This is a genomic window from Zarconia navalis LEGE 11467, assembly GCF_015207075.1.
GTDB lineage: Bacteria > Cyanobacteriota > Cyanobacteriia > Cyanobacteriales > Geitlerinemataceae > Zarconia > Zarconia navalis.
This window is the reverse complement of the sequence record NZ_JADEXN010000072.1, coordinates 1-13519: the sequence shown is the minus strand read 5'-3', so window position 1 is coordinate 13519 and position 13519 is coordinate 1. Positions and strand designations below refer to the sequence as shown.

Here is a 13519-nt window from a genome sequence, read left to right as displayed (position 1 = left end):
ATGTAATCTAGTTGTGTACGATCGTTGCTAGAATACCGACCTGGCTAAGGTCGATCGTATCAATTAGGTTAAGTTGACGATGCACACCTGCTCGTTACCCATAGTCGAATGAACTCGATCTAGATAGTTAGCATTTTTTTAACCTAAGATTTTCCCTTATACTCATATTAAATATGATAAGCCGATCTTGAAAATTCTCCAACTCGGACTTCTCGCAAGTACCGAACAAAAAGGAGGAAAGTATATATAAGGTAATGATTCATCTAAGTCAAGCTGCCATTCGAGAACTTAAGCGACTCAAATCCAGGCAAAATTCCCAAGAAGCCTATTTCCGCTTAAAGGTTGAAGCGGGTGGATGTTCTGAGTTTTTTTACGCCATGACTTTTGACGAGACTGCAGGACCTAGCGATCGAGTTTGTGAATGCGAGGGACTTGAAACCCTCATCGATTCGGTTACCTTGCCTTATGTTGAAGGATTGACCGTAGATTATTCTGAAGATTTGATGGGAGGGGGGTTTCGCTTCCACAATCCCAACGCTACCCAGACTTGTGGCTGTGGTAATTCTTTTGCGATGAAGAAGTCAGGCAACAATTAATGTCAACTACAAAGCTCGATCGAACCACCCAAGCACTTGTTGAAGCCGTCGATCGCGCCGATTCTGCCGATGCAGTTTTGGAAGCCGTAGAAGATTTAGCCGCTGCTGGCTCGATCGATGCGACTTCTAAACTGATTGAAGTTCTCGGTTATAACAATCCCGGTGCGGCAGTCGCCGCCGTAGACGGACTGATACAAATTGGGGAACCGGCTGTTTTACCGCTTCTCCAGCAGCTCGACGGTTATAACTACGGGGCTAGAGCCTGGACCGTTCGCGCTTTGGCGGGGATCGGCGATCCCAGAGGGTTAGATATCCTGCTCGCGGCCACTTCCGATTTTTCCCTGAGCGTGCGACGGGCCGCATCTAGGGGTCTGGGGACGATTCGCTGGCAGGAAATGAAATCCGACCGGGTGGCTGTTGCACAGACTCGGGCGCTGCAAGCACTCCTCGAAACCTGCCAAGATCCCGAATGGATCGTTCGCTACGCCTCGGTGGTAGGAATGCAGGGATTGGCAGCAGTAACGGCTGCGGAATCTTCCGATACCTTATCCACTGTATTGGCACAATTAGAGGTCATAAGTGGCAGCGATTTAGAAGCTGCAGTCCGGGCACGCGCAGTCATGGCCATCGATCGACTGTCTGCACCGTCGAGAACTTAACCCCCAGCTCCCGTATAGCGCTGTGCAAATGCATGAGAACACTACTATTTTTAGTACTCTCATCTCGGTGTCGGGCAATTTTTCTCGACATCCTCACGGACTTGGGTAACCCCATACCATCGAGAGCGGGTTACTCAACTCGGACGTGACCTGGGAAAGTCCTGGCGGGAGGCAACAACATGCCAATCATCAAAGAGAGGCTCGATCGCTGGTTCGCACAGCAAAATCTAATTGCTAAAAATCTTGAGCCGCTCTGGCATTACCGATAATTGTACCCGCGCACCGACGGGGAGACTTGCAGAAACAGGAGTGCGGGCGTGTAGTTCTTGTCCGGAGGGGGTCAACAGACAGTAGCGATTTTCGCGTCCGAGAAATTGTCGATCTCGAACGGTTGCGGTTCCCGAGTCATTGGGTTCGATTGCCAAATCTTCCTCGCGAATCATTACTTCGCCTGTTTCTCCGACCAAATTGCTGACTGTGCTGGCTTCAAAACAGCCCACTTCGGTTTCCCACAGCTTGCCGTTGCGTTTTGCCCACAGGAAGTTCGCTTGGGTGACAAACTGAGCCACAAACCGCGAGGTGGGTTCTTGGTAGACCCCTTCTGGGGTGTCGAGTTGTTCGAGGTGACCATCTCGCATCACCCCCACCACATCCGAGATGGCAAGTGCTTCTTCGCGATCGTGGGTGACGAAAATCGCTGTTGTTTCCGTGGCTTTGAGAATTTTGCGGATTTCGTTGCGTAGGTAGATCCGCACCTGGAGGTCGAGATTGCTTAAAGGTTCGTCGAGGAGCATCAGCACGGGACGGGGGGCGAGGGCACGGGCGAGAGCGACGCGCTGGCGCTGACCGCCTGATAACTCGTGGGGGTATCGGTTTTGTAGCCCTTCGAGTCCCACCAGGGCGATCGCATCGAGGACTTCAGCTTTGATGAGGGCGGGTTGTTTGACTTTTTGTTTTAAGCCGAATGCCACATTTTCGCCCACAGTGAGATGGGGAAATAGGGCAAATTCTTGAAATACCATTCCCACCCGACGCTGCTCTGGAGGAACGTAAAAATTGGGGCTCGCGACCGGCTTGTCCGCGAGAGAGATGGTACCGGAGTCCGGTTGCTCGAATCCAGCAATCGATCGTAAGAGGGTTGTTTTCCCGCATCCAGAAGGCCCGAGCAGTGCGAGTATCTTACCTCGTTCGAGGTTGAGGGTGATATTTTTGAGGGCGGCAGTCTGCGCTTTGGAAAACTGTTTGCTGACGCCCTCTAGTTGCACGAGCTTATCGGTCACTGGCGATCGTTCCTTTCAATGGGTTGTTCTTTGATTATCACCCCAAATTAAAAAGAATCTCAATTGTTTTAGAAATTTACGTAGAAGTACGCAAACAAAATTTCCCGAAAATTGCCTCGCAGCTTTCCTCTTATTCCTGCGTTTCCTCAATTCAATCCGGCTGATGCAAGTCGATCTCGAACGAGAGTATAAAGTCTAGAGAAATTTCGAGAGGCATAGGGTATAAAAGCTCTGTATATAAGGCTTTAAATTCAAAATTTCGATGCAATTCACAATTTTAAAATCGTAATTTCACGACCGCGATCGTACGGAGTTTCAAACCTAAATGTTGAGCGAAGTTAGGCTCTTCCAATTAGAAAAAATACAAACAGCTTGACAAGATCGAAAGAGTTCGGTTAAATATCTTATTGTGAGTAATTCTCATTTAATGGCAATAAATCACTAAAAGCCCCCTCAAGGAGCGATCTTCAGCCCGCCATCGGTCGAGAAGCGAGTCGCTCTCGATGGACAAATGTCAACCCGAACGGAATGTTCGATCGGACCTTACGATCGCGCAATTGAGTCCGAACCGATGCCAGAAGTGGGTATCGTGAGAGCCTTGCCATAACTGAGAACGATCGCAAACATTGTTTGTTTGGTGTGAGAGAGATCGGTCATATGAATTTCAAAAACCTCGAATTTTGCTGGCGAGTTTCCCCCCTTCTGGTGGGACTAGCGATCCTCGCTTCTGGAACGGCAACCCCCGTGCGAGCCGCCTCCGAACCGGGCAACCTCAAAAGTATGCCCAAGTCCACCCCGCTAACGAGCGAAATCGATGGGTTTGTGGCCCCATCAGCAACCGAAAAGCTCGCCCAAGTGACCTCGGTCGACGAACTATCCCAACAGCAAGAAGAAAACCAGTTGCAGTCCCAGGTGACCTCGGTATCCCAGCTCTCGGACGTGCAACCGACAGATTGGGCGTTCCAGGCATTGCAATCCCTAGTCGAGCGCTACGGCTGTATCGCCGGATATCCCGACGGCACCTTTCGCGGCAACCAAGCTACCACCCGTTATGAATTTGCCGCCGGTTTGAACGCTTGCTTGGACCAAATCCTTAATTTGGTGGACGTAGAATCGGAAGTAAGTGCCGAAGACTTAGCGGTGATTCGGCGACTGCAAGAAGAATTTGCCGCCGAACTGGCAACCTTGCGGGGACGGGTGGATGCCCTCGAAGCGCGCACGGCCGAACTTGAAGCCAACCAGTTCTCCACCACCACCAAGCTCAAAGGTGAAGTCATCTTCAGCGTTCAAAATGCCATTGGTGAAGAACGCGCCCTCAACCGTCTCGACTACGCCGACGGTGTAGACGATGAAAGCCGCCCTGGCGTAGACGACAATACCACCTTCAGCGATCGGGTTCGTTTAGCCTTCGATACCAGCTTCACCGGACGAGATCGTTTGCGCACCCGACTGCAAGCGGGGAACTTCACCAACATGAACTCGGCGACGGGAACCGACGAATCGCGGCTGGGTTACGAAGCCGGTGGCGGCAACGATGTCGTTCTCAACCGCCTTCACTACCGCACTCCCATCGGTGACAAGCTCACCTTCCACGTCAGTCCCGAGGGACTCGACATCGACCAAATTTTTGCCGTCACCAATCCCTTCCTCGCCAGTAGCGGTACGGGGGCGCTGTCTCGGTTCGGACGGCGTCACCCCCTCGTTCATCGAGGAAACGAAGGAGCGGGAATCGGTTTCAATTACGATGTCAGCGATGCCTTTACGATTTCGGCACTCTATCTGGCATCCGATGGCGACGCCTTCGATCCCACGCCGAAAAACGGTCTATTCAACGGTCGTTACAGCGCGGCGGTTCAATTCGATATCGCCCCGACAGATAATATCGATCTGGCGCTGACTTACCGCAATTCATATTTTCCCGGAGGTAGCGTTAATCTCGCCTCCAGTACCGGAACGGACTTCGCCCAAGACCCATTCCGAGGTGCGGCGACTACCGGCCACCACGTTGGCTTTCAAGCCAATGCCCGGTTGAACGACAAGATTAGTGTTGGCGGTTGGGCGGGAGCAGTCTTTGCCGAGCAAGAATCTGGCGGCGATAACAATGCCACCATCGTCGATTGGGTATTTAATGTGGCTTTCCCGGATTTGGGTGGTGATGGCAACTTGCTGGCCTTTATTGTCGGTCAGCCCCCCCACGTGGTGGATAACGACCTGAGCGTCGGCGGAACTCCCGTAGAGGATCGCGCCCCCACCTGGCACTTTGAAGCCCTGTATCGCTTTGCCCTCACCAAGAAAATCTCCATTACCCCCGGCGCGTTCTATATCATGAATCCGGAAGGGGACAATCGTAACGATGGTATTTTCGTGGGGGCGATTCGCACGACCTTCAAGTTCTAAGTCCTCACCTGCCTTTCCATCAAACTTCGCGTTTCACACACCTGAGACAAAGCGCACCGAAACTTCGACTCGATCTCGATCGAGTCAGAGTTCCGGTGCTTTACTTTTTATTAACCTCTTGGTGTTAGCATCCGATCGCCTTAATTGAGAGATTGTCGGACTCGTGTGGTTACTGTATAGTTTACAAACTCGGTCGAGTCTGGTTTGAGGGGTATTCGCAACTAATGTCAATATTTCCGTAAATCCGAAAACTATTTTTTAACTTAAAAGTAACCTAGAACACAGTTGTCGGAACTCTTGTTAAGATTAGTGATGAACAACTCCGAGTTTGTCTTAGAGATCGATAAACCATTCTCAGGTGTGAGAGAAGCGAAAGACATGAATTCCAAAACCATCGGACTATTATTAAGAGTTTCCCCCGTTCTTGTGGGAATGGCAGCTTTGCTCGGCCCGAGTGCCGCGAGCGCCAAAGAAGCTCCTAACTATCAAGCTCAAACCCAACCTCCCAAAGCTGAGGCGGTTACCCAAACCAAAGGGGTCAAAACCAGCAACACCTCCGGCGAAGTCCTTTCGGTGGATACCGAACCGGAATTATTCGCCCAGGTGACCTCGGTAGACGAACTATCCCAACAGCAAGCAGAAGACCAATTGCAGTCCCAGGTGACCTCAGTGTCCCAGCTATCGGACGTGCAACCGACTGACTGGGCATTCCAAGCCCTGCAATCTTTGGTGGAACGCTATGGCTGTATCGCTGGATATCCCGACGGTACCTTTCGCGGCAACCAGGCGACCACCCGCTATGAGTTTGCTGCCGGTTTAAACGCTTGCTTGGACCAACTTCTGAATATAATTCCCCCAGGCGGCGGCCCTACGGAGGAAGACTTAGCCGTTATCCGGCGACTGCAAGAAGAATTTGCCGCCGAACTGGCGACCTTGCGCGGACGGGTAGATGCTCTCGAAGCGCGTACGGCCGAGCTGGAAGCCAATCAGTTCTCCACCACCACCAAACTCAAGGGTGAAGTCATCTTCGCTGTTGCCGATACCTTTGGCAACGAAGCCGGCGGTATCAACTCGGCAAATCCCGACATTGATGCCGGTGATGATGGCTTAGGCGACGACACGCAAACCATTTTTGCCGATCGAGTTCGTTTGACTCTAGACACCAGCTTTACTGGGAAAGATCGCTTGCGGACTCGCTTGCAAGGGCGCAACATCACCCAATTCCGGCGCGGCTTGACCGGAACCAACATGACCCGTTTGGGTTTTGATGGCACCAACGGCAATGATATCGGTATAGACGATCTGTACTACCAATTCCAGGCTAGCGATAACGTGGAAGTGATTATCGCCGCTAACAGTACCGAACCTCGCGACTTCATTGACGTCGTTAGTCCGATTGCCAGTAGCGGTAGCGGTTCGATTTCTCGTTTCGGTCGCCTCAACCCCGTTTTGCGCCAACCGGATGGTAGCGCGGGTTTGGGCTTGAATCTCGGTCTGGGAGACATCGGCGAACTGAGTCTGGCCTATTTGGCTGACAGCGGATCGGCGAGCAACCCAGCGGTGAAAAACGGTTTGTTCAACGGTCAGAATGCCGCTTTGGCACACCTGGTTCTCGAACCGGTGGATGCGGTTAAGCTGGGCTTGTCCTACGTGCGCTACTACGCACCTGCCGGAGAAGTGAACTTGTCGGGCAGCACCGGTGATTTCTTTGCCACCGAACCCTTCGGCGATACGGCTACTTCGGCTAATTCCTTCGGTGCGGAGCTTCAGTTTGAAGTTAGCGATAGCTTTATCGTCTCCGGCTGGTACGGACTCATGCTAGCAAGTGCCCAAGATAACGGAGCACTTCCGGCTAACCGCACCGGCGATGCCGTCAACGAGGACGATGATGCCACGATTATGACCGGTGCCGTGCAGTTCTCCTTCCCGGATTTGGGTGGCGACGGAAACTTGTTCGGTCTGGTTGCTGGGATTCCTCCGAAGGTGACCAGCCACGATGTGACCGATCGCGCTGAAGGCGATACCTCCTATCACTTCGAGGCATTTTACCGCGCCCAGGTAACAGACAATATTTCGATTACCCCCGGCGCATTTGTTATCCTTAACCCAGCCAACGATAGCGACAACGATACTCAAGTGGTGGGAACGATTCGCACCACCTTCAAGTTCTAGAAAACTTCGGGTAATTTCTCAATAAATACCTGATAAACTCCCCAATTCCCAGCATGTCCATTGCGTGAAGTGCTGGGAATTTTTAATGATTTAGCTCAAATCGATGGGTTCTAAAATCTTAGTTTTAGATGGTTTATTTTTCGCTTTATGACAGTAGAAAAAAAATGTAAATTCCAACAAAAAAGAACGAATATGGAGGAATGTCGCAGGTAAATGCTTTGAAACGAGAAGATAGAAAAAAGAAAAAAATAAATTAACCAGGAAATATATAAATTCTGTAAACTTCGTTTGCTTTCGATGGGCAAAATTTATCGATCGAGAGCGAACCGGTTTCGGGATTTTCAACAGAAAGTATAAGGCGTTATCCCTCTTTTATTAAGATCTTATCCTCTTGTCAACGGGAGTGAGAATACTTTAAAGTGCTAAAACAGAACGATAAGTCTGTGAATGCAAGTAGTAACACAACATATGACGATCGATGAGGTCTTGGCTTTACTCCACGCAACACGGAAAAAAAACTTGACTCCCATGCAGGAATTGGTCTTGCGTCAAGCCTGGAAAGGTCAAACTTATACGGGTATGGCTCAAGAGTTTCACTACGATGCCGATTATCTGAAAAAAGCGGCTGCCCACTTGTGGCACTCCCTTTGCGAACTCTTTGAAGTGCCAATTACCAAAAGTAACTTTCGGACGACTCTTGAAGAACGCAGCCTAACGCCAGAACAAAAACGAGTCGCCATTGAGTTCGATCGAGCCATTGCCCAAACCCGAGCTCTTGAATTTCCCAGCGGTCCGGTGGCTTTAAATTCACCTTTTTATGTCGCTCGACCGGAGATTGAGGAGCTTATCTATACTGAGATTAGCAAACCCGGAAGCGTGACTCGCATCAAAGCCCCCAGCCAAATGGGTAAAACCTCTCTAATGCTGCGGGTTCTCGAACGGGTTTCTCGAGGAAGCGATCGCCTCGTGCGCGTGGACTTCAACCAAGCTGACAACAATACCTTCGATCGTCTCGATCGATTTTTACGCTGGTTTTGTTTGGCCGTCGGACGACAACTTCAGCTTCCCCCACGACTCGAGATGTATTGGGATGAGGAAATTGGTAGCAAGATTAGCTGCACCCTTTACTTCCAAGGGTATTTATTGGAGAAAATTTCCGATCCATTGGTGTTGGTGCTCCATGAAGTCGATCGAGTGTTCGAGTATCCGGCAATTGCTTCGGAGTTTTTACCCTTATTGCGATCGTGGTATGAAGAAGCCAAACAGGTAGAAATCTGGCAGCAACTGCGATTGGTGGTGGTTCACAACACCGATATTTACATCCCCCTGAAACTGAATCAATCGCCCTTCAACGTCGGACTGCCGATTCAGTTGCCAGAGTTTACCGCTTCGCAAGTGCAAGATTTAGCCGACCGTCACGGGTTGAATTGGTTAGAGAGCGATCGCACCGAGCAATTGATAAATATGGTGGGGGGGCACCCGTATTTAGTCCGACTGGCGCTATATTGGCTGGGTCGGCAAGAGTTTACCCTCGAACAACTCTTAAAAGCCGCACCTACTTTAGCTGGTATTTATCGCGATCGCTTGCGTCACCTGTTTACGACGCTCAAAAAATATCCAGAACTCGAAATTGCCCTTCAACAAGTGGTGGCTGACCCGGAGGGTGTAGCACTCAAACCCGTTGTGGCTTACAAGCTCGAAAGTATGGGCTTGATTCGACTCGACGGCAATCGTTGCGTGCCGTCGTGCGAGTTGTATCGCCTATATTTTAGCGAGCAACTTCCCTCAGAAGAATCCTCAGTCTATCGTTTACAAGAATTAGAACAAGAAAATCAAGAGTTAAAACTGTTGTGCGGCACCGACCATTTGACGGAATTGGTGAATCGCCGAGGATTTGATGGGAAACTCGATTTGATATGGCAGCAGTCAAAGGAAGAAAAAGCACCCCTGTCCTTAATTTTGAGCGATATTGACTTCTTCCGAATTTACAATAAAACACGGGGGCACAAAGCTGGTGATGAGTGTTTGTGCCAAGTTGCGGGTGCAATTTGTCAAGAAATTCACCGTCCGTCGGATGTCGTGGCTCGTTATGGGGGAGAAGAGTTTGCCGTCCTCCTACCGAATACCGATGCGGCCGGTGCAAGTTACATTGCGGAGAATATTCGCCGCAGCGTCAAAGCTTTGGGCATCGAGCGCGAGTATCAAATTGGCTTTCCCGCTTCGACAATTACGGTAAGTTTGGGGGTTGTCAGTACTATTCCGGGAAAGAAGCAATCCACCGATGACTTAATTCAGGCGGCAGAGGAAGCACTCCACCAATCCAAACAGCAGGGACGCGATCGCGTCACTTTAAATTCAAATTTAACCCCTCACCGTTCGTAAAGTCGATCCCTAGAGCTAATGTTTTCCCGAGTGGTTTGAGAAGTTTACGGGAAGCAGCGATCGAGTCGTTTTTATGAGTCACTATCAATATTAAATCGGCAATATCAAATCGGTGGAAGTTTAGCTGTCGATGTACCGAGTTCTGTGGTGCGTCAAGCCGATATAAAGCTTTACGAAGCGCTCGCTGGTTAGTTTTGTTACGCGCTCAACTCGCTTCTTGTTGGAGCAAACTATGCTGAATTTGGAAAGCTTGTCCTAACGAGTCGATCGCTTCTTGATGTTGGTTTAAAGAGGCTTGCAAACGTCCTCGGCTATACCAGGCTTCGTATTTCTCCGGCTTGAGTTTAATAGCACGATCGTAAGCAACAATTGCTCGATCGTGCTGGTTCAAATTCTCTAGGGCATTGCCGGAGCTATACCAGGCTTCGTAATAGTTTGGCTTGAGTTCGATCGCCGAGTCGTAGGAGACCAGGGCATCTTCGTAGCGGTTCAATTTTTCGAGCAACAAACCCCGTCCGAACCAAGTTTCATAGCTATCGGGCTTTAATTGCAAGACTTTATCGTAAGCGTAGATAGCCGCTTGGTACCATTGTAACTTGCCAAGGGTTGTTCCTTTATTATACCAAATTTCGTACTTGTTCGGCTGAAGTTTTAGGGCTTCATCGTAAGCGGAAATCGCCTCTTGGTATCGATCGACCCGAGCGAGAACGTTCCCGAGATTATACCAAGCTTCGTATTTCTTGGGATTGAGTTCAACCGCTTTTTGATAAGATTCGATCGCCGCATTATAAGATTGATTTCGGCTTAATATCGCGCCTCTATTATGCCAAATCTCGTGATTGTTGGGTTGAATTTCTAGTGCTTTATCGTAACAAGATAATGCCTCTTCATACTTTTGTTGTTTTCCGAAAATATTGGCGCAGTTATACCAAGCTTCATACTTGTTTGGACTCAAGCTTAAAACTTTTTGATAAGCATCGAGGGCACTTTGATATTCTTGCAGGCGACCGAGGGCATTTCCTCGACCAAACCAAGCATCAGTACAGTCAGATTCGATCGCGATCGCCCGATCGTATTTTTCCAGAGCTTCGGTATATTTTCTCAACTTCACCAATGCGTTCCCGCAACTATACCAAGCTTCATAGTTTGTCGGCGAAATTTCGATGGCTTTGTGATAGGCTTCGATCGCTTTGCCGGGATTATGTAATTTCGCTAATATTTTCGCGAGTTTCAGCCATGCTTCTAAAAAGGTTGGCTGGGTCTGGACTGCTTTTTGATAGCTCGAGATCGCTTCTTCGTAACGTCCTTCCCGAACGCATTGTTCCCCTTGACGGAAATAATCTCCCGCACTCAGGTATTTTTGTTCTTGCTGCTCTTTGAGCATTTCTAAGCGCTGAGAAATGGACTTCACTTGCGCCTGAAGTTCGGGTTTGACATATTCTAAAATTAACGATGGCGTAACTTTGGTAATTTCTCCCACAACTTTAGTTTTAGCACGATCGACATCCAAAACTGTTTCTTGAAGCTGAGTTACGCATTGAGTTCGGATGCGCTCGACCTCTTTGATTTGTGCAACTTGAGCTTCTAATTCTCGGGTTAGCCGATCGACTTCCTCTCTGGCATCTTGTTTGGCGAAATGAATTTTGGCTTCGAGTTGTTTGAGAAGTTGTTCGGCCGTTTGACTCGAACGAGAAAGCTGAGTTTCCAAATCTCCCAATTGCTTCAGTCGCTGTCGGACTTCGGTCACCAAACGCCGGACGACGCGCCGCTTGACGATGCTAAACAATGCGATCGCCGCTACTGGAGACAACGAGAGATTCAGTAGTAGCGCGTTCATCCATGTCAGAGGACGCGAGGAAAGTCCGTCAACATCGCTCAATATCTGTCCGAAGAAACTCGGTTCTTCCAATACTGGCAAACTCAGATTCGAGGCGGGTGAGGTACCAGACGCACTTGCCAGCAGCAGGGAATTCGTCTCAGGAGGACTCACGGAGTCGATGGGAACGATCGTCCCCATCGATTTCGCGGTGGTTTGTGAAGATGGCGCGAGATCGGGACGGACTGGCGATTGAGGAATGCTTGGGGTTCCCTCTTGGGCGGTTAATGTCGCGAGTGTGAGGAAAGCAACGGTCGGAATACCCATAATCTCTTAGTCCACGGACGTTATCTCAAATAGGCTAGTTATCTACTTAATACTTTAAATATCGGCACGTATCCGGATGAGACGGAGAAAGTCAGGTTGGAGGTAGAGGGAGAGAATGCGCGCATCAAAAATTCACACTTCCTTCACTTGTCCTCCTTACTCTCCCCATCACCGCGTTTTCTCCTTTCCGAATTCCACATTTCGAATTCAAAATAGTGACTTCACAAACCGATGGGGACGTGAGAGAATAACCAGTTGGGACAAGCTCCGCTCGAACGTTACTGAAGCAAACTTTATGCAACTTGCAATTGAATGTCAAACCCGGCCTGAAAAAACCAACCCCAGAGCATTACGCCGTGCGGGTCGGATTCCGGCAGTCATGTACGGTCACAACGGTACCGAATCAATTTCATTGACCGTCGATGCAAAAGATGTCAAGAAACTACTCAAAGAACCAGCCGTTAATAACTCTCTAATCGACCTGACGATTTCCGACTCCGGTTGGAAAGGCAAAACCCTCCTGCGGGAAGTTCAATCTCACCCATGGAAAGGCTTTACCTATCACCTGAGCTTTTTTGCAACCGCCTCTCAAGATACGGTGGAAGTCGAGCTTCCCCTGCATTTTACTGGAGAACCCTATGGTGTGAAGACCGACGGCGGCATTCTCGAAACCCTAATGGTTACAGTGGCCGTCAAATGCGCGCCGGACAACATGCCTGAAAGTATCGAAATTGACATTGCCCACATGCACGTCGGTGACTCCTTGCAAGTCGGAGAATTGATCTTGCCAGAAGGGGTAGAGGCCGTCGCCGATGCCAAACAAACGATCGTCTCGATTCAAGGGCTGCGCGGTACTAAAGGTACTGGCGAAGAAGAAGAAGAAGAAGAGGTGGAAGCACCAGAAGTCAGTTAAAGAGGTTGGAAACAACTATCCTTTACCATTGCTGATAGCAACTTGCGGAAGAATCAGGGGATATTCCTTTGGTTCTTTCTAGTTTTTTACTACCCAAAGATCGTGCATAAATATAACGTATACGGATTGGGAAACGCGCTAGCCGATATCGAGTTTGAGATTACCCCCGATCGCCTGCAAGCATTGAATATCGATAAAGGCGTGATGACCCTCATCGACGACGATCGCCACCACGAATTGTTGCGAGAGTTGAGCGATTTATCCTCCAAGCTATCGTGCGGCGGTTCGGCGGCCAATACCGCGATCGCCATCGGTCAGTTGGGGGGAAAATGTTTTTACTCCTGTAAAGTTGCCGACGACGACACCGGAACTCGCTATCTCGAAGATTTAATCGGCTGTGGTATCGAGACCAATTTTAAGTTAGACAACCGACCGGAAGGTGTCACCGGGAAATGTTTGGTATTCGTCACCCCCGATGCCGATCGCACCATGAATACCTACCTGGGGATTTCTGGCGGTTTTTCAAGTGACGAACTGGTTCCCGAGGCGATCGCCGATTCGGAATATCTCTATATCGAAGGCTATCTCGTCTCTTCCCCCACCGGAAAAGCCGCCGCCATTCGCGCGCGGGAAATTGCCGAAGCTGCTGGGGTGAAAACCACCCTCACCCTTTCCGATCCCAACATGGTGAACTTTTTTAAAGAGGGTTTGCTCGAAATGCTCGGTTCGGGGGTGGATTTTCTATTCGCCAACGAAACCGAAGCCTTGAAGATGGCGGACACGGAAGATTTCTCAGCGGCAATCGACCACCTCAAAACCCTCGCCAAAGGATTTGCCATCACTCGCGGCCCCGACGGTTCGGTCATTTTCGACGGAGAAAAGCTTATCGAAATCGACCCGGTTTCCGTCAAGGCGATCGATACGGTAGGTGCGGGAGATATGTATGCCGGAGCCTTTCTGTACGGCATCAGCAACGG

General features: G+C 49.8%; 9 protein-coding genes. 7 read left to right on the top strand and 2 right to left on the bottom strand.

What is annotated here, in order from left to right:
- Positions 1-254: 254 nt before the first annotated feature.
- Positions 255-596, top strand: coding sequence for a HesB/IscA family protein (locus IQ235_RS05845; protein ID WP_264320557.1), 342 nt, complete (start codon positions 255-257; stop codon positions 594-596).
- The gene (cpcF, locus tag IQ235_RS05840) at positions 596-1255 is read left to right on the top strand and encodes a C-phycocyanin alpha-cysteine-84 phycocyanobilin lyase subunit CpcF (protein WP_264320556.1); all 660 of its coding nucleotides are present in this window, start codon (positions 596-598) and stop codon (positions 1253-1255) included. Before IQ235_RS05845 ends, cpcF begins: the two co-directional genes overlap by 1 nt.
- A 227-nt stretch (positions 1256-1482) precedes the next feature.
- Here the strand turns inward: cpcF and IQ235_RS05835 are convergent, their stop codons facing one another.
- The gene (locus tag IQ235_RS05835) at positions 1483-2535 is read right to left on the bottom strand and encodes an ABC transporter ATP-binding protein (protein ID WP_264320555.1); all 1053 of its coding nucleotides are present in this window, start codon (positions 2533-2535) and stop codon (positions 1483-1485) included.
- 657 nt (positions 2536-3192) lie between these two features.
- Here IQ235_RS05835 and IQ235_RS05830 point away from each other — a divergent pair.
- From IQ235_RS05830 to IQ235_RS05820, 3 genes are all read left to right on the top strand, one after another.
- Positions 3193-4932, top strand: coding sequence for an iron uptake porin (locus IQ235_RS05830; RefSeq protein WP_264320554.1), 1740 nt, complete (start codon positions 3193-3195; stop codon positions 4930-4932).
- 378 nt (positions 4933-5310) lie between these two features.
- Complete coding sequence (locus IQ235_RS05825) at positions 5311-7104, top strand: iron uptake porin (RefSeq protein WP_264320553.1); 1794 nt, start codon at positions 5311-5313, stop codon at positions 7102-7104.
- 447 nt (positions 7105-7551) lie between these two features.
- On the top strand, positions 7552-9486 hold the full coding sequence (locus IQ235_RS05820; protein ID WP_264320552.1) for an AAA-like domain-containing protein: 1935 nt from the start codon (positions 7552-7554) through the stop codon (positions 9484-9486).
- Between the two features lie 205 nt (positions 9487-9691).
- Here the strand turns inward: IQ235_RS05820 and IQ235_RS05815 are convergent, their stop codons facing one another.
- Positions 9692-11629, bottom strand: coding sequence for a tetratricopeptide repeat protein (locus tag IQ235_RS05815; protein ID WP_264320551.1), 1938 nt, complete (start codon positions 11627-11629; stop codon positions 9692-9694).
- 295 nt (positions 11630-11924) lie between these two features.
- Between IQ235_RS05815 and IQ235_RS05810 the strand changes: the two genes are divergently transcribed.
- A complete protein-coding gene (locus IQ235_RS05810; protein WP_264320550.1) occupies positions 11925-12542 on the top strand; it encodes a 50S ribosomal protein L25/general stress protein Ctc in 618 nt (205 codons plus the stop codon).
- Positions 12543-12644: 102 nt separating this feature from the next.
- On the top strand, positions 12645-13519 hold an 875-nt coding region (locus IQ235_RS05805), incomplete at its 3' end, for an adenosine kinase (RefSeq protein ID WP_264320549.1).